At 73.7% G+C, this 23,408-nt stretch carries 17 protein-coding genes; 16 read left to right on the top strand and 1 reads right to left on the bottom strand.

Translation table 11 applies throughout. From position 1 onward, the window contains the following. The first annotated feature begins 129 nt into the window (after positions 1–129). The 4 genes from ACI79W_RS07775 to ACI79W_RS07790 all read left to right on the top strand — a co-directional run bounded on the left by ACI79W_RS07775 (position 130) and on the right by ACI79W_RS07790 (position 5,562). The gene (locus tag ACI79W_RS07775; protein ID WP_456561502.1) at positions 130–1,230 is read left to right on the top strand and encodes a TerC family protein; all 1,101 of its coding nucleotides are present in this window, start codon (positions 130–132) and stop codon (positions 1,228–1,230) included. 57 nt (positions 1,231–1,287) lie between these two features. Then, the gene (locus tag ACI79W_RS07780) at positions 1,288–3,258 is read left to right on the top strand and encodes a S9 family peptidase (protein ID WP_456561503.1); all 1,971 of its coding nucleotides are present in this window, start codon (positions 1,288–1,290) and stop codon (positions 3,256–3,258) included. A 257-nt stretch (positions 3,259–3,515) separates the two neighbouring features. After that, on the top strand, positions 3,516–5,168 hold the full coding sequence (locus tag ACI79W_RS07785) for a M28 family peptidase (RefSeq protein WP_456561504.1): 1,653 nt from the start codon (positions 3,516–3,518) through the stop codon (positions 5,166–5,168). A gap of 106 nt (positions 5,169–5,274) precedes the next feature. Next, positions 5,275–5,562: a hypothetical protein gene (locus ACI79W_RS07790; RefSeq protein WP_456561505.1), complete on the top strand. Its 288-nt coding sequence runs from the start codon at positions 5,275–5,277 to the stop codon at positions 5,560–5,562. 12 nt (positions 5,563–5,574) lie between these two features. Here the strand turns inward: ACI79W_RS07790 and ACI79W_RS07795 are convergent, their stop codons facing one another. Further along, positions 5,575–6,240, bottom strand: a complete 666-nt coding sequence (locus ACI79W_RS07795; RefSeq protein WP_456561506.1) for an MBL fold metallo-hydrolase — start codon at positions 6,238–6,240, stop codon at positions 5,575–5,577. A gap of 47 nt (positions 6,241–6,287) precedes the next feature. Between ACI79W_RS07795 and ACI79W_RS07800 the strand changes: the two genes are divergently transcribed. The 12 genes from ACI79W_RS07800 to ACI79W_RS07855 all read left to right on the top strand — a co-directional run bounded on the left by ACI79W_RS07800 (position 6,288) and on the right by ACI79W_RS07855 (position 23,268). Further along, positions 6,288–7,724, top strand: a complete 1,437-nt coding sequence (locus ACI79W_RS07800) for an amidase (RefSeq protein WP_456561507.1) — start codon at positions 6,288–6,290, stop codon at positions 7,722–7,724. Positions 7,725–7,889: 165 nt separating this feature from the next. Beyond that, positions 7,890–10,787, top strand: a complete 2,898-nt coding sequence (gene uvrA / locus ACI79W_RS07805) for an excinuclease ABC subunit UvrA (protein ID WP_456561508.1) — start codon at positions 7,890–7,892, stop codon at positions 10,785–10,787. Positions 10,788–10,941: 154 nt separating this feature from the next. Then, positions 10,942–11,247 (top strand): hypothetical protein, encoded by a 306-nt coding sequence (locus ACI79W_RS07810; protein WP_456561509.1) that lies wholly within the window; start codon positions 10,942–10,944, stop codon positions 11,245–11,247. A 148-nt stretch (positions 11,248–11,395) separates the two neighbouring features. Next, complete coding sequence (uvrC, locus tag ACI79W_RS07815; RefSeq protein WP_456561510.1) at positions 11,396–13,429, top strand: excinuclease ABC subunit UvrC; 2,034 nt, start codon at positions 11,396–11,398, stop codon at positions 13,427–13,429. Further along, positions 13,426–14,394: an RNase adapter RapZ gene (gene rapZ / locus ACI79W_RS07820; protein ID WP_456561511.1), complete on the top strand. Its 969-nt coding sequence runs from the start codon at positions 13,426–13,428 to the stop codon at positions 14,392–14,394. Before uvrC ends, rapZ begins: the two co-directional genes overlap by 4 nt. Next, positions 14,394–15,362, top strand: coding sequence for a gluconeogenesis factor YvcK family protein (locus ACI79W_RS07825; RefSeq protein WP_456561512.1), 969 nt, complete (start codon positions 14,394–14,396; stop codon positions 15,360–15,362). Before rapZ ends, ACI79W_RS07825 begins: the two co-directional genes overlap by 1 nt. A gap of 134 nt (positions 15,363–15,496) precedes the next feature. Beyond that, positions 15,497–16,477, top strand: coding sequence for a DNA-binding protein WhiA (gene whiA / locus ACI79W_RS07830; protein ID WP_091930636.1), 981 nt, complete (start codon positions 15,497–15,499; stop codon positions 16,475–16,477). Positions 16,478–16,605: 128 nt separating this feature from the next. After that, positions 16,606–18,273 (top strand): histidine kinase N-terminal 7TM domain-containing diguanylate cyclase, encoded by a 1,668-nt coding sequence (locus ACI79W_RS07835; protein WP_456561513.1) that lies wholly within the window; start codon positions 16,606–16,608, stop codon positions 18,271–18,273. A 140-nt stretch (positions 18,274–18,413) separates the two neighbouring features. Further along, positions 18,414–19,418 (top strand): type I glyceraldehyde-3-phosphate dehydrogenase, encoded by a 1,005-nt coding sequence (gene gap, locus ACI79W_RS07840; RefSeq protein ID WP_456561514.1) that lies wholly within the window; start codon positions 18,414–18,416, stop codon positions 19,416–19,418. Then, entirely contained in the window at positions 19,418–20,611 is a 1,194-nt protein-coding gene (locus tag ACI79W_RS07845; protein WP_456561515.1) for a phosphoglycerate kinase, read from the top strand. Before gap ends, ACI79W_RS07845 begins: the two co-directional genes overlap by 1 nt. 13 nt (positions 20,612–20,624) lie before the next feature. Further along, positions 20,625–21,446: a triose-phosphate isomerase gene (tpiA, locus tag ACI79W_RS07850; protein ID WP_456561516.1), complete on the top strand. Its 822-nt coding sequence runs from the start codon at positions 20,625–20,627 to the stop codon at positions 21,444–21,446. Between the two features lie 46 nt (positions 21,447–21,492). Then, a complete protein-coding gene (locus ACI79W_RS07855) occupies positions 21,493–23,268 on the top strand; it encodes an ABC transporter substrate-binding protein (RefSeq protein WP_456561517.1) in 1,776 nt (591 codons plus the stop codon). Positions 23,269–23,408 lie beyond the last annotated feature (140 nt).

A 23,408-nucleotide genomic window follows, 5' to 3' on the forward strand; every position in this document is an offset into this window, starting at 1 on the left:
GAGTATCCCCCTGCGGCAGCGTCGTCATCACGAGATCCCACGGTCTCCGGTGCTGCCGGTCGCCGGCCCCGGGCCGGCGGTGGGAGAGACCTCCGGTGCCGACACGCGTCCCCGGAGGACCTCACCCGCATGGAACTTCCCGCCTGGTTCGAGATCACGACGTTCGTGGGGCTCTCGGTCCTGCTGCTCGCCGATCTCGCCATCGTCGCCCGCCGCCCGCACGAGCCCTCCATCAAGGAGGCCGGCCTCTGGGTGAGCTTCTACATCAGCCTGGCGCTGATCTTCGGTCTGCTCATGCTCGCGTTCACCAACGGCACCTACGCCACGGAGTTCTACGCGGGCTGGCTCACCGAGTACTCGCTCTCGGTGGACAACCTCTTCGTCTTCGTGATCATCATGGCGCGCTTCCAGGTGCCCCGGAAGTACCAGCAGGAAGCGCTGATGATCGGCATCATCATCGCGCTCGTCCTCCGCGGGATCTTCATCCTGCTCGGCGCGGTGGTCATCGAGCGGTTCGTCTGGGTCTTCTACATCTTCGGCGTCTTCCTGATCTACACCGCCATCAACCTCGTGCGGCACCGCGACGACGACGAGGAGTACGAGGAGAACGCCTTCATCCGGCGGATGCGCAAGGTCCTGCCGATCTCGAAGGACTACCACGGCGCCAAGATCCGGGTGACGGAGAACGGCAAGAAGATGTGGACGCCGATGATCGTGGTCATCCTGGCGCTCGGCACCACCGACCTGATCTTCGCGCTGGACAGCATCCCGGCGATCTTCGGGCTCACCCGCGAGCCGTTCATCGTGTTCACGGCGAACGTCTTCGCCCTGATGGGCCTGCGGCAGCTGTACTTCCTGCTCGGCGGCCTGCTCAAGCGGCTCGTGTACCTCTCCCTCGGCCTCGCCGTCATCCTGGCCTTCATCGGCGTCAAGCTGATCCTCGAGGCGGTGCACGAGAACCAGCTGCCGTTCGCCGGCGAGCGGGAGCCGATCGAGGCCGTGCCGCACATCCCGATCTGGCTGTCGCTGAGCATCATCCTCGGCGTGCTGGTCGTCGCCACCGTGGCCAGCCTGCTGAAGACCCGGGGCCAGGTGGTCACCGTCGACGAGCCGGTCATCGAGCCGGAGGAGGCGCAGACGATCGCCACCGGTGGGCCGGAGGCCGCCGCGGCGGCCGAGTCGCGCCTCGCCGACCGCGCCGACCCCGGCGACGGGGGCAGCCGGCGCTGACCTCCCCGCCCCGGCCGCCCGGCGGCCGGGGCGGGCAGCTCGGCTAGCGTCGCGGGCATGCGCCCGTCGGACCTCGCCCTCCTGCGGACGCCGGGGACGCCGACGGTCTCGCCCGACGGGCGGATCGCGGTCGTGGCCGTGCGCTGGCCGGACCCGGGGGCCGACGGGTACCGCAGCCAGCTCTGGGCGGTGCCCACCGACGGCTCGGCGCCGGCGCGCCCGCTCACGACCGGTCGTCACGACACCGATCCCCGCTTCTCCCCGGACGGGCGGTGGCTGGCCTATCTGGGCACGGAGGCCGGCGGGACCTCCCAGCTCCGGGTGCTGCCGGCGGCCGGCGGGGCGCCGCGCCGGCTGACCGACCACCCGCTGGGAGCGGGGGCGCCGGTGTGGGCCCCGGACTCCCGCCGCCTGGCATACGTGGCGCGGGTCCCCGAGCAGGGCAGGTACGGCACCGAGCCGGGGATCGCGCCGGCCGCGGAGCCTCCCCGGTTGATCACCACACCGGCGTACCGGCGGGACGGGATCGGCTACGTGCACGACCGGCCCGCCCAGGTCTTCGTGATCCGCCTGCCGGCCGACTTCGCCGACGACGCCACCCCGCTACCGGCGCCGGCGCAGGTGACGACGGGCGAGGTCGACTGCGCCGACGTGGCGTGGAGCCCGGACGGCGAGGAGCTGGCCTTCGTGTCAGCGGGCCGCGACGGGGCCGTCCTGGACCTGGGGCGGGGCGTGCACGTCGTCCGCACCGACGGGAGCGGGCTCCGGCGGGTCACCGACGCGCGGGCGCACTGCTCGCTGCCTGCCTACACCCCCGACGGCGGCTCGATCGTGCTCACCGCGGTCCCCGATCTGGGGCCGGACGGGCGTGACGTGGCGGCCCGGGCGGCGGTGCCCTGCCTGGTCCCGGCCCGGGGTGGCCCGCTGACCCCGCTCCTCGACCCCGGGGAGCACGCCCGGGGCGACGCCACCGCGGCGACCGTGCTGGCCGACGGCGCCGTGCTGGTCGGTGACCAGCGGCGGGGCTCGGTGGAGCTGCTGCGCGTGCCCCTCGACGGCGGGGCACCGGAGACGCTGGTCGGTGGCTCGTTCACCGTCCGCGGCATCGGGGCCGGCGGCGGGGTCGTCGTCGCCACCGTGGGGCACGACCGCTCCGCGGGGGAGCTGCTGGCGCTGCGCGACGGGGGGCGCCGGCTGCTCACCGGGTTCGGCCGGGACCTCGGCGCGACCGGGCGGCTGCACCGGATGGTGGAGCGCAGCGCCGAGGCACCCGACGGGTACCCGGTGCACGGCTGGGTGACCATGCCCCCGGGGGAAGGCCCGCACCCGGTGCTTCTCCTGCTGCACGGCGGGCCGTTCCGCCAGCACGGCTGGGCGCTGGACGAGGACACCCAGGTGCTCGTCTCCGCCGGCTACGCCGTCGTGCGGTGCAACCCGCGCGGGTCCTCCGGGTACGGCGCGGCGCACGGGCGGGCGGTACGGGGCGCCTGGGGCGGCCCGGACGCCGACGACGTCCTGGCGTTCCTCGACGCGGTGCTCGGCGACCCGGCGCTCGACGGCGGCCGCCTGGGGGTCATGGGCGGCGGCTACGGGGGCTCACTCGCCGCGCTGCTGACCGCGCGGACGGACCGCTTCACGGCGGCCGTCGTGGAACGGGCGCTGATCGACCCGGAGTCCTTCGTCGGCAGCTCGGACACGGGCTGGTACCTGGTGGACGCGCACCTGGGCACCGACCCGGAGCGGCGCCGCGCGCAGAGCCCCGTGGCCCGGGTCGGCCGGATCCGCACGCCGATGCTGGTCGTCGCCGCCGAGGAGGACCTGCGCACGCCGCTGGAGCAGGCGCAGCGGCTCCACGTCGACCTGCTGCGGCAGGGCGTGCCGGCGGAGCTGCTGGTGTTCCCGGGGGAGGGGCACGACCTGCCCTGCAACGGGCGGCCCCGGCACCGCGTCGCCCGGCTGGAGCACCTGCTCCGGTGGTGGGGGCGGTGGCTCCCGGTGGACGGGACGGCTGCCGTCGCCGGGGGCTGACGAGCCGACACGCCGTCACGGCCGGTGACTGTGCGTGGAGTACGCCGTCCGGCGTGTCGTGACCCGAGTCACAGCGAAGGCGCAGGTGGATGCGGGGAGCGGTGCTCGTGCCGGGTTCGGCTGCCGGGCTCCGGCGCTCCGCGCCTCTCGAGATCCCTCTATGCAAGCGGGTCGTCACTCCGGTGGAGTGCCGGGTGCCGGCAACGGCGCCGGCACCCGGCGGCTCTGCCGCCGACCACCGATCGAAGGGATCGAGCGTGAACGAACGACGGACCGCGTCCGCACGACGGACGGCGGCTCGAACCATCGCACTGGGCACCAGCGGCATCATGATCGCCCTGGCGCTCCCCGTCACCACGGCCACCGCCGCGCCCCGGGACCCGTGCGACCGCCGGCACAACAACACCTACGCCAAGCTGCTCGAGTGCGTGGACCTCGAGGACGTCCTCGAGCACCAGCGCGCCTTCCAGACGATCGCCGACAACAGCGACGACCCGGTCTACCCGGGCACCCGCGCGGCGGGCACCGACGGCTACGCCGACAGCGTCGAGTACGTCGCGGACCTGCTGCGGGACGCCCGCATGGACGTCACGCTCGACCCGGTCGAGGTCACCTTCAACTTCCCCGCCGTCCTTCGGCAGCTCACCCCGGTCGAGGCCGAGTACGAGACCGGCGTCTTCACCGGCAGCGGCGCGGGCACCCTCACCGGCGACGTCGTCCCCGTCGACATCAACCTCGACGGCGACCGGGCCTCGTCCAGCGGTTGCGAGGCCACGGACTTCGACGGCGTGGACCTCAGCGGCGCGGCCGACATCGCGCTCCTCCAGCGGGGCACCTGCAACTTCGGTGACAAGGTGGTCAACGCCGAGAACGCGGGGGCCGAGGCGGTCGTCATCTTCAACCAGGGCAGCGCGCCCGACCGCATGGAGCTGATCGTCGCCAACGCGGCGACCCTCGGCGACGGCAGGACGGTCGAGCACGGGATCCCGGTCGTCGGCGCCAGCTTCGACCAGGGCGTGGCGCTCGCGGCCGAGGGGGCCACCGCCTTCGTGGAGGTGCTCCCCGCGGACACCCGCACCGACTACAACGTCATCGCCGAAGTGCGGGGCCGGGACAGGGACAACGTCGTCATGGCCGGCGCGCACCTCGACAGCGTCATCGAGGGCCCCGGTATCAACGACAACGGCTTGGGCTCCGCGGCGCTGCTGGAGACGGCGCTGTCGATGGCCAGCCTCAAGCCGCACAACACCCTGCGGTTCGCCTGGTGGGCCGCGGAGGAGCAGGGGCTGGTGGGCTCGAACAGCTACGTGGCGAAGCAGCCGCAGAGCGAGCTCGACCGGATCGCCCTCTACATGAACTACGACATGGTCGCCTCGCCGAACTACGTGCAGATGGTCTACGACTCGGACGAGTCGACCTGGGACGCGTCCGCCCCGATCCCGGAGGGCTCGACGGCGATCGAGGACGTCTACGAGTCCTACTACACGAAGATCGGCGTGCCCTACGACGACGCCGAGTACTCGGGCCGCAGCGACTACCAGGCGTTCATCAACGCGGGGATCCCCTCCGGCGGGCTGTTCACCGGGGCGGAGGTGATCAAGACCGATCGGCAGGCGGAGATCTGGGGTGGCGTCGCGGGTGACCAGTTCGACCCGTGCTACCACGAGGCCTGCGACACGATCGACAACCTGGCCCTGGACGCGCTGGACGTGAACAGCGACCTGATCGCCTTCGCGATGCTGACGTTCGCCTTCTCCACGGAGTCGGTGAACGGCGTGGAGGGCAGGCCGGTCCCCGGGCCGGCGTTCGAGCTGCCCGCCCCCGCCGGTGCGGAGGGCACCTTCGTCGAGGCGGCCGGCGGCGGCGGCCTCGAGCACGACCACGTGCACGGTCACGAGATCCTGAGCTGACCTTCCCCCGGTGACGCGAGCCGTCGCCGGCGTCCTCCCGGACGTCGGCGGCGGCTCGTGCCGTTCGGGGGTGCCGGCCGGGGCCGGTGGGCCTAGCGTGCGCAGGATGGCGCTCATCTACCCCGTCCGGATCGACTCCCCGGAACCCGACGAGGACGCGGCCCCCGACTTCGCCGAGCTCGCGGCCGACCTGTCGGACCAGTGGCTGGTCGAGGTCGACCTGGGGGAGGACGGTGACGACGCCTGCTTCGGCCCGCTCACCCCGCGGGCGGCGTGGGACCTCGCGCTGGGCGTGGAGGGGCAGCGGCCGGAGTGGACGGTCTCGGTGCTCCCGCTGCACGTGCCCGGGACGCCCGACGAGCTGGTCGCCCTCTTCGACGACGACGAGGACTAGCCGGGCCGGCGGTCACCAGCCCCGCTCGCGCCACTCCGCGAGGTGCGGGCGCTCCGCGCCGAGCGTGGTGTCCGCGCCGTGCCCCGGGTACACCCACGTGCCGTCGGGCAGGACGGCGAACAGCCGCTGCTCGACGTCGTCGACGAGGCTCGCGAAGTCCTCCGCGGACCAGGTCCTCCCCACGCCGCCGGGGAACAGGCTGTCACCGGTGAAGAGGTGGACGCCGGCGTCGCCGGGCCCGCGCCAGACCAGCGCGATGCTCCCCGGCGTGTGCCCGCGCAGGTGCACGACCTCCAGCACCTGCTCGCCGACGGCCACGGTGTCGCCGTGCTCGACCGGCCGCGTCACCGGCACGGGGAGGGCGGGGGCGTCCGCCGGGTGGGCCGCGGTCGCGGCACCGGTAGCGGTGACGACGTCGGGCAGGGCCCGGTGGTGGTCCCAGTGGCCGTGCGTGGTGACGACGGTTCGCAGGTCGGTGTCCCCGACCAGCGCCAGCAGGACCTCCGGCTCGTCGGCGGCGTCGATCAGCAGGCCCTCGCCGGTCGCGGTGCAGCGCAGCAGGTAGGCGTTGTTCGCCATCTCGCTGACCGCGACCTTGCTGACGGTCAGCCCGGGCAGCTCTCGCACGTCGGCGGGGCCGCCGACGGTGACGTCTCCGGTGTAGGTCGGGGTGCTCATCCGGACTCCGTTCGGAAAGTGTCGGCGGGCGCCGTTACGGTCCAGGCATGGACGCTAGCGGAGGTCTCGGCACAGCTCAGGGCGGTGCTCCTGGGGGCGCGGCCGGCGGGCGGCGGATCGTCGGGCTGACGGCCACGGAGATCGCCGCACGGGTGCGGGCCGGCGAGCTCACCGCGGTGGAGGTCGTCCGGGCGCACCTCGACCACATCGAGGCGGTCGACGCGCGCATCGGCGCCTTCCGCGTGGTGCGGCGCGAGGCGGCGCTGGCCGAGGCCGCCGCGGTCGACGCGAGCCTCACCCGGTTCGCCCTCCCGCTGGCAGGGGTCCCGGTCGCGGTGAAGGACAACGTGCAGGTGGCCGGCGAGGTGTGCACCGACGGCTCGCCGGCCCGCGAGGCCGGGCCCGAGCGCCGGGACCACGAGGTCGTCACGCGGCTGCGCAAGGCGGGCGCGGTGGTCGTCGGCATCACCCGGGTGCCCGAGCTGTGCCTGTACGCCGCCACCGACGGCCCGGGCACGGTGACGCGCAACCCGTGGGACACCGCGCTCTCGCCGGCGGGCAGCTCGGGTGGCAGCGCGGCCGCGGTCGCCTCCGGCTCGGTGCCGATCGCGCACGGCAACGACGGCATGGGGTCGCTGCGGCTGCCGGCCGCCGCCTGCGGGCTGGTCACCCTCAAGCCCGGGGTCGGCGTGCTGCCCGGCGGGATCGGCGCCGACGACTGGTCGGGGATGGCGGTCAACGGCGCGCTGGCCACCACGGCGGCCGACCTGGCGGTGGCGCACGCGGTGCTTGCGGGCGAGCAGCCCACGGCACCCGCGGCCCCCGGCCGCCCGCTGCGGGTCGCCGTCAGCACGCGGTCGCCGCTGCCCGGTCTCGGTGCTGACCGGGCGACGCGCGCGGCGGTCGACGCCGTGGTGAACCAGCTGCGCGCGGCCGGTCACACCGTGGTGCGCCGCGACCCGCCGATCACCCCGGCGGCCGCCGGCGGCGCCCTCGCGCGGTGGATGGCCGGCGCGGAGGACGACGCGGAGTTCCTTGGTCTCGACCGGGCGCGCCTGCAGCCGCGCAGCCGCACCCACGCCCGCATCGGCCGGCTGGTGCGCCGGCTGGGGTTGGTCCGGCCGCGCACGCAGGAGCGGTTCCGCCGGCGCGTGGAGCGGTTCTTCGACGACGTCGACCTGCTGCTCACCCCTGTCACCACCGGTCCGCCGCTGCCCGCCCGCCCGTGGCACGAGCGCGGCTTCCTGGCCAACATCACGGCCAACGCCCGCTGGGCCCCGTGGACAGCCGCCTGGAACCTGGCCGGCAACCCGGCAGCGGTCCTGCCGGCCGCCACCCGGCCCGGCGGCCCCCCGGTACCGGTCCAGTTCATCGGCCCGCCGGGCTCCGAGGAGCGGCTACTCTGGATCATCGGCGAGCTGGAGTCCCGCCGGCCCTGGCGCCGGTACGCGCCCGTCTTCGACCCCACCGCGACACCGGTCTGAGAGCCCGGCCCGGCGGCGGCCGGCCCGGCGACCGGGCGCAGCTCACACCGTGCGGTGGACGACCGCGGGCAGCGCCGGCGTTGCACCGGCCGAACCGCGACCGGACCACGACGGCCGCCGTCCAGCGCACCACCGCTCCACCCACCAGCGACCGACAGGGATCACATGGACCGGCTCGTCGTCCGAGGCGCCCGCGAGCACAACCTCAAGGACGTCCACATCGACCTCCCCCGTGACGCGCTCATCGTGTTCACCGGGCTCTCGGGGTCGGGGAAGTCCAGCCTGGCCTTCGACACGATCTTCGCCGAGGGGCAGCGGCGGTACGTCGAGTCGTTGTCGGCCTACGCCCGCCAGTTCCTCGGTCAGATGGACAAGCCCGACGTCGACTTCATCGAGGGGCTCTCCCCGGCGGTGTCGATCGACCAGAAGTCGACCAACCGCAACCCGCGGTCGACCGTCGGCACCATCACCGAGGTCTACGACTACCTCCGTCTGCTGTACGCGCGCGCCGGCCAGCCGCACTGCCCCAACTGCGGCAAGCCCATCTCGCGGCAGACGCCGCAGCAGATCGTCGACCAGGTGCTGGCGATGGAGGACGGCACCCGCTTCCAGGTGCTGGCCCCGGTCGTCCGGGCCCGCAAGGGCGAGTACGTCGACCTGTTCAGCTCGCTGCAGACGCAGGGCTTCTCCCGCGTCCGCGTCGACGGCACGGTCCACCCGCTGACCGAGCCGCCGACCTTGAAGAAGCAGGAGAAGCACACGATCGAGGTGATCGTCGACCGCCTCACCGTCAAGGAGAGCGCGAAGCGCCGGCTCACCGACTCGATCGAGACCGCCCTCGGGCTCGCCGGGGGCCTGGTGGTCCTCGACTTCGTCGACCTCCCCGAGGACGACCCGGAGCGCGAGCGGACCTTCTCCGAGCACCTGGCCTGCGTCGACGACGGCCTCTCCTTCGAGGCGCTCGAGCCGCGGTCGTTCTCGTTCAACTCGCCGTTCGGCGCGTGCGGTGAGTGCACCGGCATCGGCACCCGCAAGGAGGTCGACCCCGAGCTCGTGGTGCCCGACCCCGGGAAGAGCCTCAACCAGGGTGCGATCGCCCCCTGGTCGAGCTCGATGAGCAACGAGTACTTCACCCGGCTGCTCACCGGGCTCTCGCAGCAGATCGGCTTCTCCATGGACGACCCGTGGGAGCGGCTGCCGGCGAAGGTGCAGAAGGCGATCCTGCACGGCTCGCCCGACCAGGTGCACGTCCGCTACAAGAACCGGTACGGCCGCGAGCGCAGCTACTACGCCGCCTTCGAGGGGGTGCTGCCCTTCCTGGAGCGCCGGCACGACGACACCGACAGCGAGTACATGCGGGACAAGTACGAGGGCTACATGCGCGACGTGCCCTGCCCCGTGTGCCACGGCACGCGCTTGAAGCCGGAGATCCTCGCGGTCAAGCTCAACGGCCGGTCCATCGCCGAGGTCACCAACCTCTCCATCGGGGAGGCGTCGCAGTGGCTGGGAGCGCTGGAGCTGGGTGAGCGTGAGAAGGCGATCGCCGACCGCGTGCTGCGCGAGATCCAGGCCCGGCTGTCCTTCCTCGTGGACGTCGGCCTGGACTACCTCTCGCTCGACCGCCCGGCCGCCACGCTGGCCGGCGGGGAGGCGCAGCGCATCCGGCTGGCCACCCAGATCGGCTCCGGGCTCGTCGGCGTCCTCTACGTGCTGGACGAGCCCTCCATCGGGCTCCACCAGCGCGACAACACCAAGCTGATCGAGACCCTGGTCCGGCTGCGAGACATGGGGAACACCCTCATCGTCGTCGAGCACGACGAGGACACGATCAAGACCGCCGACTGGGTCGTCGACATCGGCCCGGGGGCCGGTGAGCACGGCGGCGAGGTAGTCGTCAGCGGCACGGTCGAGGACCTGCTGGCCAGCGAGCGTTCGCTCACCGGGCAGTACCTGTCCGGCCGCAGGGAGATCGTCGTCCCGGAGAAGCGGCGTGAGCCGACGCCCGGGCGAGAGCTCGTGGTGAAGGGGGCCCGCGAGAACAACCTGCGCGGCGTCGACGTCACCTTCCCGCTGGGCTGCATGGTGGCGGTCACGGGGGTGTCCGGCTCGGGCAAGTCGAGCCTGGTCAACGACATCCTCTACAGCGTGCTGGCCAACGAGCTCAACCGGGCGCGGCTGGTACCCGGCCGGCACCGCACGGTCACCGGCCTGGAGCACCTCGACAAGGTCGTGCACGTCGACCAGTCGCCCATCGGCCGCACCCCGCGGTCGAACCCGGCGACCTACACGGGAGTGTGGGACCACGTCCGAAAGCTGTTCGCCCAGACCTCGGAGGCGAAGGTCCGCGGGTACCTCCCGGGCCGGTTCTCCTTCAACGTCAAGGGCGGCCGCTGCGAGGCCTGCTCGGGCGACGGCACGCTGAAGATCGAGATGAACTTCCTGCCCGACGTCTACGTGCCCTGCGAGGTCTGCAAGGGCGCCCGGTTCAACCGGGAGACCCTGGAGGTGCACTACAAGGGCAAGACCGTCGCCGAGGTCCTGGACATGCCCATCGAGGAGGCGGCGGACTTCTTCGCGGCCATCCCGGCGATCGCCCGCTACCTGCGCACGCTCACCGACGTCGGCCTGGGCTACGTCCGGCTCGGCCAGCCGGCGACCACGCTCTCCGGTGGCGAGGCGCAGCGCGTCAAGCTCGCCAGCGAGCTGCAGAAGCGGTCCAACGGGCGCAGCATCTACGTGCTCGACGAGCCGACCACCGGCCTGCACTTCGAGGACATCCGCAAGCTGCTGCTCGTCCTGCAGGGGCTGGTCGACAAGGGCAACTCGGTGATCGTCATCGAGCACAACCTCGACGTCATCAAGAGCGCGGACTGGCTCATCGACATGGGGCCCGAGGGGGGCTTCCGGGGCGGCACCGTCGTCGCCGAGGGGACGCCCGAGTTCGTCGCCTCGGTGCCGGAGAGCCACACCGGCCGCTACCTGGTGCCGCTGCTCGACGAGGACGCCATCGCCGCGGCGGGGGCCGGCCCCGTGAAGAAGCGGGCCCGCAGGAAGGCCAGCTGACGGGTCTCCGTGCGGAGCTTCCCGTGCCCGGGCGGTCCGACGGGGGCGTGCGGGGTCGTGGGACGCACGCACTTGTGAGAGAAGTCACTGCGGGCGTATCGTCCCTGTGACGGACATCACCGGGGCGGACCCACGCCCCCGCGAGGAGGCCGCGATGAGCGCACTCACGCCTGACTGCGACCCCGACATGGCCCACTGCGGGCAGCCGTGGCAGGGCAAGGGTGCCCGGGGCTCGGGCATCGTCTCCGCCGTCGTCCTGCTCGCCCTGCTCGGTCTCTCGCTGGCCGTCGTGACGAAGGACGTGGTGGCCGACGCGTTCGACTTCGTCGCCGTGCCGGTCGGGCTGTTCGCCGCCGCGGCGCTCACCCGCCGTGCGGCCCGGCTGGCTGTCCGGGGCGCCTCTGCCGCAGCCGCGCACGTGCCGGCCGTGACGGTGCGGCGGTCGCAGCCGGTGGCCTGACCGCCACCTCCCTGGCCATCCTCCTGGAGCGGAGCCCGACGGGCTCCGCTCCAGGAGTCTGTGCGGGGGTGCGGCGGCGGCTGTGACGTGTGGGACGGACGGGTCCGCTCACTGACGGCGTGTCGGTGCCGCGACCTAGTGTGGAGGCATGGCCGACCCGTCCACGTACCGTCCGGCGGTCGGCTCCATCCCGGAGTCCCCAGGCGTCTACAAGTTCCGCGACCCGAACGGCCGGGTCATCTACGTCGGCAAGGCCAAGAGCCTGCGCCAGCGGCTGAACAGCTACTTCGCCGACGTCGCAGGCCTGCACCCCCGCACCCGCCAGATGGTGACGACGGCGTCGAGCGTCGAGTGGACCGTCGTCGGCACCGAGGTCGAGGCGCTGCAGCTCGAGTACAACTGGATCAAGGAGTTCGACCCGCGGTTCAACGTCCGGTACCGCGACGACAAGAGCTACCCCAGCCTCGCCGTGACGCTGAACGAGGAGTACCCGCGGCTGCAGGTGATGCGCGGCCCCAAGAAGAAGGGCGTGCGCTACTTCGGCCCCTACGCCCACGCGTGGGCCATCCGCGAGACGCTCGACACGCTCACCCGCGTGTTCCCCGCGCGCACCTGCTCCACCGGCGTCTTCAAGCGCGCCGGCCAGATCGGCCGCCCCTGCCTGCTGGGTTACATCGGCAAGTGCGCGGCCCCCTGCGTAGGTCGGGTGAGCGCCGAGGAGCACCGGCGGATCGTCGACGACTTCTGCGACTTCATGGCCGGGAAGACCGAGTCGATGATCAAGCGGCTCGAGCGCGAGATGAGCGAGGCCGCCGCGGCGATGGAGTACGAGCGGGCCGCCCGCCTGCGCGACGACATCGGGGCGCTCAAGCGGGCGATGGAGAAGCAGGCGGTCGTCCTCGGTGACGGTACCGACGCCGACGTCGTCGCCTTCGCGCAGGACGAGCTCGAGGCGGCCGTCCAGGTCTTCCACGTCCGCGGCGGCCGGGTGCGCGGTCAGCGCGGCTGGATCATCGACAAGGTCGAGGAGGTCACCACCGGGGAGCTGGTGGAGCAGTTCCTCCTCCAGGTGTACGGCGGGGTCGACGAGCAGACCGGCGTCGGGGAGGCCGGCGAGGCGGTGCCGCGCGAGGTGCTCGTGCCGGAGCTCCCGGACGACGCCGACGTGTACGTGGAGCTCCTCGAGGAGCTGCGCGGCGGCCGCGTGTCGCTGCGCGTCCCGCAGCGGGGCGACAAACGCAGCCTGATGGAGACCGTCGAGCGCAACGCCAAGGAGGCGTTCGCCCGGCACCGGGTCAAGCGGTCCAGCGACCTCACCGCCCGCTCGCTGGCCCTGTCGGAGCTGCAGGAGGCCCTCGAGCTGCCTGACGCGCCGCTGCGCATCGAGTGCATCGACATCAGCCACGTGCAGGGCACCAACGTCGTGGCGTCCATGGTCGTGTTCGAGGACGGCCTGGCGAAGAAGTCCGACTACCGGCGCTTCTCCGTCACCGAGGGAACCGACGACACCGCGGCGATGGCCGAGGTCGTCCGCCGCCGCTTCGCCCGCCACCTCAAGGAGGAGGCCGACCGCCGCGACGAGCAGGGGATCGCCGCCGAGGAAGGGCGGCCGCGCCGGTTCGCCTACCCGCCCAACCTGCTCGTCGTCGACGGCGGCGCCCCGCAGGTGGCCGCGGCGGCGCGCTCGCTCGAGGAGCTCGGCGTCGTCGACGTCGCCGTCTGCGGGCTGGCCAAGCGCATGGAGGAGGTGTGGCTGCCGGGGGAGAGCGACCCGGTGATCCTGCCCCGCACCTCCGAGGCGCTGTACCTGCTGCAGCGGGTGCGTGACGAGGCACACCGCTTCGCCATCACCTACCACCGGCAGAAGCGGTCCACCAGCATGCTGGTGTCCCTGCTCGACGACGTCCCCGGTCTCGGGGAGGCACGACGGAAGGCGTTGATGAAGCAGTTCGGGTCGCTCAAGCGCCTGCGGGCCGCGACGGTGGAGGAACTCATGGCGGTCCCCGGCATCGGCCGGCGGACGGCGGAGGCGGTGCAGCGGGCGGTCGCCGAACCGACTCCCGCGCCCGACGAGGCGCAGCCGGCGGCGGAGAGCACCCTCGCGCCCCAGGGCCCGGCCGAGCAGGGCGCCCCGCGCCCCGGCTCCGGCGACACCGCCGAGGTCGGCCGGGTGGCCTCGTGACCGCCGGCACCGACGCCGGGACGCCGGGCGTGGACGAGGCCGGCACCGCCCCGGTGGGCCCGCAGAACGACGTCTCGCCGGCGATGGACCCCGCGAGCACCGAGACCCAGCCGCTCGAGGTCGTCGTCGTCACCGGGCTCTCCGGCGCGGGGAAGAACAGCGCCGGCCGGGTGCTGGAGGATCTCGGCTGGTTCGTCGTGGACAACCTGCCGCCGGCGCTGCTGCTGCCCATGGTCGAACTCGGCGCCCGCGGTGACCTCCGCCGGTTCGCGGCCGTCGTCGACGTCCGCAGCCGGGCCTTCTCCAGCGACCTGCAGGAGTCCATCCGGCTCCTCTCGGAGGCGGGGCACCGGCCGCGGGTGGTGTACGTGCACGCCCGCGACGAGGTGCTGGTCCGCCGGTACGAGTCCAACCGCCGCGAGCACCCGCTCCAGGGCAACGGCACGCTCACCGACGGCATCACCGAGGAACGCGCCCTGCTCACCGGCATCGCCGGCGAGGCGGACCTCTGGGTCGACACCAGCGACCTCAACGTGCACCAGCTGCGCGCCACGCTGGAGAACGCGTTCGCGCGCGACGGCCGCACCCCACCGCTCACCGCGACGGTGATGAGCTTCGGGTTCAAGTACGGCCTGCCCCTGGACGCCGACCTCGTGGTCGACGCCCGCTTCCTGCCCAACCCGCACTGGGTGCCGGAGCTGCGGGAGCACACCGGGCGCGACGCCGACGTCCGCGACTACGTCCTCGGGCAGCCGGACGCCGGTGACTTCCTGGACCGCTACACCGAGGTGCTGCGGCTGCTGCTGCCCGGCTACCGGCGCGAGGGCAAGCGCTACCTGACGCTCGCGGTCGGCTGCACCGGCGGCAAGCACCGCAGTGTCGCGATCGCCGAGGAGTTCGCCCGCCGGCTGCACGCCGAGGGCATCGCGGCCGTGGCCCGGCACCGCGACCTGGGGCGCGAGTAGTGGGGGCGACGGCGATCCCGGGGCGGCCGCCCCGGGTGGTCGCCTTCGGCGGCGGTCACGGGCTCGCCGCGGCGCTGGCGGCGTGGCGCCGGATCACCCCCGAGCTGACCGCCGTGGTGACGGTGGCCGACGACGGCGGGTCGTCGGGGCGGATCCGGCGCGAGATGCCGGTGCTGCCCCCTGGTGACCTGCGGATGGCCCTGGCCGCGCTTGCCGGGGCGGCCGAGCGCGAGCAGACCCTCGCCGCACTGTTCCAGCACCGCTTCGGCGGCAGCGGCGTGCTCGCCGGCCACCCGGTCGGCAACCTGCTGCTCACCGGCCTGACCGAGATGTACGGGGGTGACACCGTCCGGGCGCTCGACGAGCTGTGCTCGCTGGTAGGCGCCGCCGGCCGGGTGCTCCCCATGGCCGACGAGCCCCTGGACCTGGTCGCCCGGGTGGAGACCGCCGACCGCGACGACCCCGCCCGGGTGCGCACCATCCGGGGGCAGGTGGCGATCGCGGCCACCCCGGGGCGGGTCCGGGAGATCCGGCTCGCGCCCGCCGATCCGGCGGTGCACCCGGCGGTCCTCGACGCCATCGCCGCGGCCGATGTCGTCTCGTTGGGCCCCGGTTCCTGGTACACCTCTGTGCTGCCGCACCTGCTCGTGCCCCGGCTCCGCGCGGCGCTGGCGACGACCGGCGCGCGGGTGGTGGTGGTGCTGAACCTCGAACCGCAGCCCGGCGAGACGGACGGCTTCTCCCCGGAGGAGCACCTGGCCGTGCTGCAGGCCCACCTGGACGGAGTGGCGTTGCACACCGTGATCGCGGACGTGGAGTCGGTGGTTGACCGCCGTGGTCTGCTTGAGGCGGTCCGCGGGTGCGGTGCCGAGCTGCTGCTGGCGCCGGTCGCCGAGCCGGATGGTGCGCCGCGGCACGACCCGGGGCGCCTCGCCGCGGCGCTGGCCTCCGTGGTCGGGATGAGGTGAACGGGTAGCGGCATGCGAGCGGGTACCAGCTGGACGGCCGGTCGGCCGGCACGAGGGGGAGAGGGGACGGCGTACATGACGCTGACCCGGACTGCGGGGGCGGGATCTCCCGGGGGAACGTGGGGGTGGACGGCATGGCGATGACCGCCATGGTGAAGGACGAGCTCTCCCGGGTGGAGTGCACGAAGACCTCCGAGCGCAAGGCCGAGGTGACCGCGCTGCTGCGGTTCTCCGGTGGCCTGCACATCGTCGGTGGCCGCGTGGTCATCGAGGCGGAGCTGGACACCGGCTCGGTCGCCCGGCGGCTGCGCCGGGACATCAGCGAGGTCTACGGCTACACCAGCGGGGTGAGCGTCCTCGCGGGCGGCAACATCCGCCGGGGAGTGCGCTACCTCGTCCGCATCGCCAAGCACGGCGAGGGGCTGGCCCGGCAGACCGGGCTGGTCGACCAGCGCGGTCGCCCGGTGCGCGGCCTCCCGCCGGCCGTCGTCTCCGGCAGCATCAACGACGCCGAGGCGGCCTGGCGCGGTGCCTTCCTCGCCCACGGCTCGCTGACCGAGCCCGGTCGTTCGTCCTCGCTCGAGGTCACCTGCCCCGGCCCGGAGGCGGCCATGGCGCTCGTCGGCGCGGCCCGCAGGCTGGGCATCGCCGCCAAGGCCCGCGAGGTGCGCGGCGCCGACCGGGTGGTCGTGCGGGACGGCGACGCGATCAGCGCGCTGCTCACGCGGATGGGCGCGCACGACGCGGTGCTGGCCTGGGAGGAGCGGCGGATGCGCCGCGAGGTGCGGGCGACCGCCAACCGCCTGGCCAACTTCGACGACGCCAACCTGCGCCGCTCCGCGCGGGCCGCCGTCGCCGCCAGCGCCCGGGTCGAGCGCGCGCTGGAGATCCTCGGCGAGGACGCCCCCGAGCACCTGCTGGTCGCCGGCCGGCTGCGCCTGGAGTTCGGGCAGGCGTCGCTGGAGGAGCTCGGCCAGCGGGCCGATCCGCCGATGACCAAGGACGCCGTCGCCGGCCGCATCCGCCGGCTGCTCGCCATGGCGGACAAGCGCGCCAAGGACCTCGGCATCCCGGACACGGAGTCCGTCGTCACCGACGACATGCTGGCTCAGTAGAGGAGCGGGACCCGTCTCCCCCGACCGGGGGAGGAACCGGGCCCGCCTTCCTCCAGCGGAGCCGGGTCGTCGCCGATGCCCCGGTCGACGGCCCGGTACCGACCCGGCCGCCCGATCGAGGAGCCGGGATGACCTCACAGCAGTGGGCACTGCTGTTCGCCAGCGCCGCCGTGGTCGCGCTCGTCACGGCGACGCTGGCCTGGCAGCGCCGCGAGCGGACCCCGGCCGCGACCGCGCTGGCCGCCACGATGGCGGGCGCGGCAGGCTGGTCGGCCGTCGACGCGGTGCTGCACGGTCTGGCCTCGGACGCCGTGCGGATGCTCTACCCGCCGCTGCTCATGGCCGCGGTCGGCGTCGTCGTGGTGGGCATCCATGCGCTGTCGCGGGCGGTCGCCGATCCCTCGTGGCGGCCCACCGGGCGGCGGTTCGCCCTGCTCGCAGTCGAACCGGTCCTGCTGGTCGTGGCGGCGTCCCTGCCGGCCACCTGGGAGCTCGTCATCGTCGGCCACGGCGCGACGGGTTCCGACCCTTTCGAGTCGATCACCCTGGGGCCGCTCTTCGACGTCCACACGGTGTACTCCTACGTGCTCATCGCGGAGGCCTACTGGCACATGGGCCGCCGCTGGAGGAGCGCGACGGGGGTCTTCCGCCGGCAGATCGGTGTCCTGATCGGCGCCGGCGTCATCTCGACCGCCGGCAACGCGACCGCGCTCGCCCTGCAGTCAGCCGGGCAGGTCGTCGACGTGACCCCGCTGTTCTTCGTGGTGACCGGGTTGATCAACTGCTGGGCCCTGCTGCGGCTCGGCCTGCTGCGCCTGGTCCCCGTCGCCCGCGACCAGGTGGTGGACACGGTGCCAGATGCGGTGCTCGTCGTGGACCCGGCGGGGGTGCTGATCGACCTGAACCCGTCGGCCGGCCGGTTGCTCGCCCACCTGCGCACCGACCTGCGAGGCCAGGAGCTGGTGGGGCAACGGCTGACCGACATCGTCGGTCAGCACGCCCTCGCCGTCCTCGACCGCACCGAACGGCTGGACGGGCACCGGGTGGCCGAGGTGCGGCCGGGGCTGTGGCTCGACGTCCGGGACGCCCCCGTGAGCGACCCCCGCGGACGTGCGCTGGGGCGCATCCTCGTGGTGCGCGACGTGAGCGAGCAGCAGGCCAGGCAGGCGGCGGTGGAGCAGCTGAACAGCCGCCTCGAGGAGCAGGTGCGCGAGATCGAGCGGCTGCGGGCGGAGCTGGCCGAGGAGGCGGTGCGGGATCCGCTGACCGGCCTGCACAACCGCCGCCAGCTGGACCGGGCCCTTTCCGCGGACCGGCACCGGGACGGCGGCGACGGGGTCGCGGTCGTCGTCGTCGACATCGACCACTTCAAGGCCGTCAACGACCGCTTCGGCCATGCCGCGGGTGACGACGTCCTCAGGGCCGTCGCCGGTGTGCTGCGGCGGGCCACACGGGACGGCGACACGGTGGCCCGGATGGGCGGGGAGGAGTTCGTCCTCGTGCTCCCCGGGGTGCCGCTCGCGCAGGCGGTCGAGCGCGCGGAGCGCGTCCGCCGGGAGTGCGGCGCCCTCCGACCCGTCTTCGCCGGTGAGACGGTCCGGGTGAGCATCAGCGCGGGCGTGGCCGCCGGGCCCGCGGGCGGTGCCGAGTCCGACCGCCTCCTGCAGGCGGCCGACCGGGCGCTCTACGTCGCGAAGGCCGCGGGCCGCGACCGGGTCGTCGCCGCCCCCGGCGCGCACCTGATGAGCCCCGTGCCCGCGCCCGCCGCCGCCGTCGAGCTGGTCGCCGGCGGCTGACCGGTCCAGAGCGGGCGTGCCGCGCTCGCCCGTTCGGGCGACCGGGAGCCGCCCGGGACCGCGACCGATAGGGTCTGCACGGAGCGAGGCCGCGCGGTCCGCGCGGCAACCGACGTGACGGTTCCCATGGGAGGTCTGCAGTGACGGTCCGGGTAGGCATCAACGGATTCGGCCGGATCGGCCGCAACTTCTGGCGTGCCGCCGCCGCCAGCGGTCAGGACATCGAGATCGTCGCGGTCAACGACCTCACCAGCAACGAGGCCCTGGCCCACCTCCTGAAGTACGACAGCATCCTCGGCGTCCTCAAGGAGGAGGTCGCGGCCGACGGCGACGGCATCAGCATCGGCGGGAAGACCATGAAGGTCCTCTCCGAGCGCGATCCGGCCAACCTGCCGTGGGCCGACCTCGGCGTCGACGTCGTCGTCGAGTCGACCGGCTTCTTCACCAAGGCTGCCGACGCCCGCAAGCACGTCGACGCCGGTGGCGCCAAGAAGGTCATCATCTCCGCGCCGGCCACCGACGACGACATCACGATCGTCATGGGCGTCAACGACGACCTCTACGACGGCTCGCAGACGATCATCAGCAACGCCTCGTGCACCACCAACTGCCTCGCGCCGCTGGCCAAGGTGCTCAACGACGCCTTCGGCATCGAGCGCGGCCTGATGACCACCATCCACGCCTACACCGCCGACCAGAACCTCCAGGACGGCCCGCACAAGGACCTGCGCCGCGCCCGCGCCGCCGCGCTCAACATGGTGCCGACCTCCACCGGTGCCGCCAAGGCCATCGGTCTGGTCCTGCCCGAGCTCAAGGGCAAGCTCGACGGCTACGCGATCCGCGTGCCCGTCCCCACCGGCTCGGCCACCGACCTCACCGTGCAGGTCTCCCGCGAGGCCTCGGCCGACGAGATCGACGCCGCCTACCGCGAGGCCACCGCCGGGCCGCTGGGGAAGTACCTCACCTACACCGACGCGCCGATCGTCTCCTCCGACATCGTCACCGACCCGTCGTCGTGCATCTACGACGCGAAGCTGACCAAGGTCTTCGGTCCCATGGTCAAGGTCCTGGGCTGGTACGACAACGAGTGGGGCTACTCCAACCGCCTCGTCGACCTGACCACGCTGGTGGGCAAGTCCCTCTGATGCGCTCCGTCGACGACCTCCTCGCCGAGGGCGTCTCCGGTCGGCGCGTGCTGCTGCGCGCCGACCTGAACGTCCCGCTGGACAAGAAGACCGGCGCGATCACCGACGACGGCCGGATCCGCGCCAGCCTGCCGACGCTGCAGGCGCTCCGGGAGGCCGGGGCGCGCGTGCTCGTCGCCGCCCACCTGGGCCGCCCCAAGGGGGCGCCCGACCCGCAGTTCTCGCTCGCGCCGGTGGCCGCCCGCCTGGGTGAGCTGCTCGGCACGACGGTGCCGCTCGCCGCCGACGTGGCCGGGGAGGACGCCCGCGAGAAGGCGGCCGCCCTCGGCGACGGCGACGTCCTGCTGCTGGAGAACGTCCGCTTCGAGGCCGCCGAGACCAGCAAGGACGACGCCGAGCGCGGCGAGCTGGCCGACCGGCTGGCGGCGCTCGCCGACGTCTACGTCGACGACGCGTTCGGCGCCGTGCACCGGGCGCACGCCTCGGTGTTCGACGTGGCCGAGCGGATCCCGCACTACGCCGGGCGGCTGGTCGCCCGCGAGCTCGAGGTGCTCACCCGGCTCACCACCGAGCCCGAGCGGCCCTACGTGGTGGTCCTGGGCGGCTCCAAGGTCAGCGACAAGCTCGCGGTGATCGAGGCGCTGCTGCCCAAGGTCGACCGGCTGCTGGTCGGCGGCGGGATGTGCTTCACCTTCCTGGCCGCGCAGGGCCACGGGGTGGGGAAGTCCCTCCTGGAGGCCGACCAGGTGGAGACCTGCCGCCGGCTGCTGGCCGAGGCCGGTGACCGGATCGTGCTGCCGGTCGACGTCGTCTGCGCGCCGGAGTTCAGCGCGGACGCCCCGACCACCACCGTGCCGGTCGACGCCATCCCCGAGCACCAGATGGGCCTGGACGTCGGCCCGCGGACGGTGGAGCTCTTCGGCGCCACGCTCGGGGAGGCCCGCACGGTGTTCTGGAACGGGCCCATGGGCGTCTTCGAGCTGGCGCCCTTCCAGGCCGGCACCCGCGGCGTGGCGCAGGCCGTCTCCGCCGTCGACGGGCTGTCGGTCGTCGGTGGCGGGGACTCGGCGGCCGCGGTGCGGGTGCTGGACCTCGACGAGAGCGCGTACGGGCACATCAGCACCGGTGGCGGCGCGTCGCTGGAGTACCTCGAGGGCCGGGAGCTCCCGGGCCTCGCCGTGCTGGCCGACTGAGCGAGGAGCGGACATGGCACGCACCCGGTCCACCCCGGCCCGCGAGGGCCGCCGGCCGCTGATCGCCGGCAACTGGAAGATGCACATGACCCACCTGGAGGCCATCGGGCTGGTCCAGAAGGTCGTGTTCTCCCTCAAGGAGGAGGAACTCGAGGCCGCCGAGGTCGTCGTGCTCCCGCCGTTCACCGCCCTGCGCAGCGTGCAGACGCTGGTGGCCGGCGACAAGCTGGACATCGGCTACGGCGCCCAGGACCTCTCCCCCCAGGACTCCGGCGCCTACACCGGTGACGTCAGCGGAGCCATGCTGAGCGCACTGGCCTGCGGTTACGTGACCGTGGGGCACTCCGAGCGGCGCGCGCTGCACGCGGAGGACGACGCGGTCGTCGCCGCCAAGGTGCAGGCGGCGGTCCGGCACGGCCTGGTGCCCATCCTCTGCGTGGGGGAGGGGCTCGACGTCCGCAGGGCCGGGGAGCACGTCGCGCACTGCACCCGGCAGCTGGACGCCGCGCTCGAAGGGCTCACCGCCGAGCAGGTGGCGGCCCCGGGCGCCGCGTTCGTGGTCGCCTACGAGCCGGTGTGGGCCATCGGCACCGGTGAGGTGGCGACGCCGGAGGATGCGCAGGAGGTCTGCGGGGCGCTGCGGGCGCGGCTCGCCGAGCGCTTCGGCGACGAGACGGGCTCGAGCGTCCGTATCCTCTACGGCGGGTCGGTGAAGGCCGCGAACACGGCCGGGATCCTCGCCGGGGCGGACATCGACGGCGCACTCGTCGGTGGGGCCAGCCTGGACGCCGACGAGTTCGCGCGGATCTGCCGGATCGCCGCGGGCGGTAGCTGAACCCTGCTGCCGCCCCCGGCCGGACACGGATGGGGGTGGGCAGCAGGTGGAGCCTTCGACGCGGGAGCGGACGGCCGACCGGCTCCCGCCCTGGGCGCAGGGCTGGTCGCCGCGGCGGTTGCTCGGCTCCGCCGCGGTCGTCGCGCTGGTCGTCGTCCTCGCCGTGAGCTGCCTCGGTGGCACGGGCGGGCGGGCCGACGTGCCGGTGCTCGCCGATGGTCCGGACGCCGGCGTCGAGGGAGTCCGGTCGCCCTCCGAGGAGCGCGGCGGCACCCTGCGGGTGGTCGCCCCCACGGTGGACAGCCTGGACCCGCAGCGCTCCTACCTGCCCGGGGTGTGGAACCTGATGCGGCTCTACGCCCGCACCCTGGTGACCTTCTCCAGCGCGGCCGGGGGCACCACCGGGCTGGTGCCCGACCTGGCCACGGACCTCGGCACCGTCTCCGAGGACGGGTTGACCTGGACCTTCACGCTCAAGGAGGGGGTCCGGTTCGAGAACGGCCGGCCCATCACCAGCGGTGATGTGAAGTACGGCATCCAGCGGTCGTTCGCCTCCGACGTGATCGTCGGCGGACCCACCTACCTCGTCGGCCTGCTCGACGACCCGGCCAACCCCTACCCGGGGCCGTACTCCACCGAGGAGGACGACCCCGTCCTGTCCTCGATCGAGACGCCGGACGAGCGCACGGTCGTCTTCCGGCTGCGCGTCCCGCAGCCGGATCTGCCCTACGTCCTGGCGCTGCCGTCCGCCAGCCCGGTCCCGGCCGAGGCCGACACCCGCGGCGAGTACGGTGCCGACCCGGTCTCCTCCGGCCCCTACGCCATCTCCTCCGTCGACCCGGAGACCGGGATTCTCCTGGAGCGCAACTCCGAGTGGGACCCGGCCACCGACGAGGTGCGCACGGCGCTGCCCGACCGCGTCGTGGTGCGCACGGGCCTCTCCGGGCTGGCCCGGGACCAGGCGCTGCTGGCCGGCTCCGCGGACCTCGACATCTCCGGCACCGGTGTCATGCCGGCCACGACCGCGCGCCTGGGCGGCGACGGCGGCGAGGAGCTGCTGGACCGGGTCGACGACGTCACCACCGGTGCCGTCCGCCTGCTCGCGCTGCCCACCGACGTCGCGCCGATGGACGACCCCGGCTGCCGGGCCGCCGTCGCCGCCGCCGTCGACCGCCGCGGCGTCCAGGCGGCGCTCGGTGGTGCGGTCGACGCGATCCGCAGCAGCGCGCTGTGGCCCCGGGCGCTGCCCGGTGGCCCGGACGGCGGCGAGCAGGGGCCGGACCTCGACGCCGCCCGCACCGCGCTGGAGGAGTGCGGGCGGCCCGAGGGGTTCGCCACCGTCCTCGCCGTGCCCGACGTCAGCAGCAGCGTCGCCGTCGCCGAGGAGATCGCCGCCCAGCTCGCCGAGATCCGCATCGACGTCGAGGTGCGCCCGTTGGACCCCGCCACCTTCTACGCCACCGACGTCGGCAACCCCGACAACGTCGCCGCGAACGGCTACGGGCTGGTCCTCGCCACGCGCACCGCCGACTTCCCGACACCGGGGTCCTTCCTCGTGCCGCTCGTCGACGGGCGCAGCATCGCCCGCGTGGGCAACCCGAACCACGCGCGGCTGGCCGACCCGGAGGTCGACGCCCTGGTCGACCGGGCGCGGGCGGGCGACGCGGAGTGGGCCGAGGTCGCCGCGGCGGCGCAGGCCCGGGCGGCCTACGTGCCCCTGGCCGAGACCCGTATCCAGCTGCTGGCGGGGCAGCGGCTGCGCAACGGGCTGGTCATGCGGCCCTACGACGGCTACGACGTCGCCACTGCCGGCGTCCGTTGACCGCCGGCGCGGCCGGGCGCCGACGAACGCGGCGATCCGCTGGGCCCTGCCCGTCCCGGCAGTGCTGAGCGGCGGGGTACTGCCCGTCGGCTACCCTCGGACCGAGAGCTGGCGTCCGTCGCCGGTCGCCGACAACCTTC

It is taken from the genome of Blastococcus sp. SYSU DS0533, assembly GCF_054050775.1.

Coding starts and splice junctions, on each gene's coding strand:
- ACI79W_RS07775 (WP_456561502.1), top strand. CDS start 130: ATGGAACTTCCCGCCTGGTTCGAGATCACGACGTTCGTGGGGCTCTCG.
- ACI79W_RS07780 (WP_456561503.1), top strand. CDS start 1,288: ATGCGCCCGTCGGACCTCGCCCTCCTGCGGACGCCGGGGACGCCGACG.
- ACI79W_RS07790 (WP_456561505.1), top strand. CDS start 5,275: ATGGCGCTCATCTACCCCGTCCGGATCGACTCCCCGGAACCCGACGAG.
- ACI79W_RS07795 (WP_456561506.1), bottom strand. CDS start 6,240: ATGAGCACCCCGACCTACACCGGAGACGTCACCGTCGGCGGCCCCGCC.
- ACI79W_RS07800 (WP_456561507.1), top strand. CDS start 6,288: ATGGACGCTAGCGGAGGTCTCGGCACAGCTCAGGGCGGTGCTCCTGGG.
- uvrA (WP_456561508.1), top strand. CDS start 7,890: ATGGACCGGCTCGTCGTCCGAGGCGCCCGCGAGCACAACCTCAAGGAC.
- ACI79W_RS07810 (WP_456561509.1), top strand. CDS start 10,942: ATGAGCGCACTCACGCCTGACTGCGACCCCGACATGGCCCACTGCGGG.
- uvrC (WP_456561510.1), top strand. CDS start 11,396: ATGGCCGACCCGTCCACGTACCGTCCGGCGGTCGGCTCCATCCCGGAG.
- whiA (WP_091930636.1), top strand. CDS start 15,497: ATGGCGATGACCGCCATGGTGAAGGACGAGCTCTCCCGGGTGGAGTGC.
- ACI79W_RS07835 (WP_456561513.1), top strand. CDS start 16,606: ATGACCTCACAGCAGTGGGCACTGCTGTTCGCCAGCGCCGCCGTGGTC.
- ACI79W_RS07845 (WP_456561515.1), top strand. CDS start 19,418: ATGCGCTCCGTCGACGACCTCCTCGCCGAGGGCGTCTCCGGTCGGCGC.
- tpiA (WP_456561516.1), top strand. CDS start 20,625: ATGGCACGCACCCGGTCCACCCCGGCCCGCGAGGGCCGCCGGCCGCTG.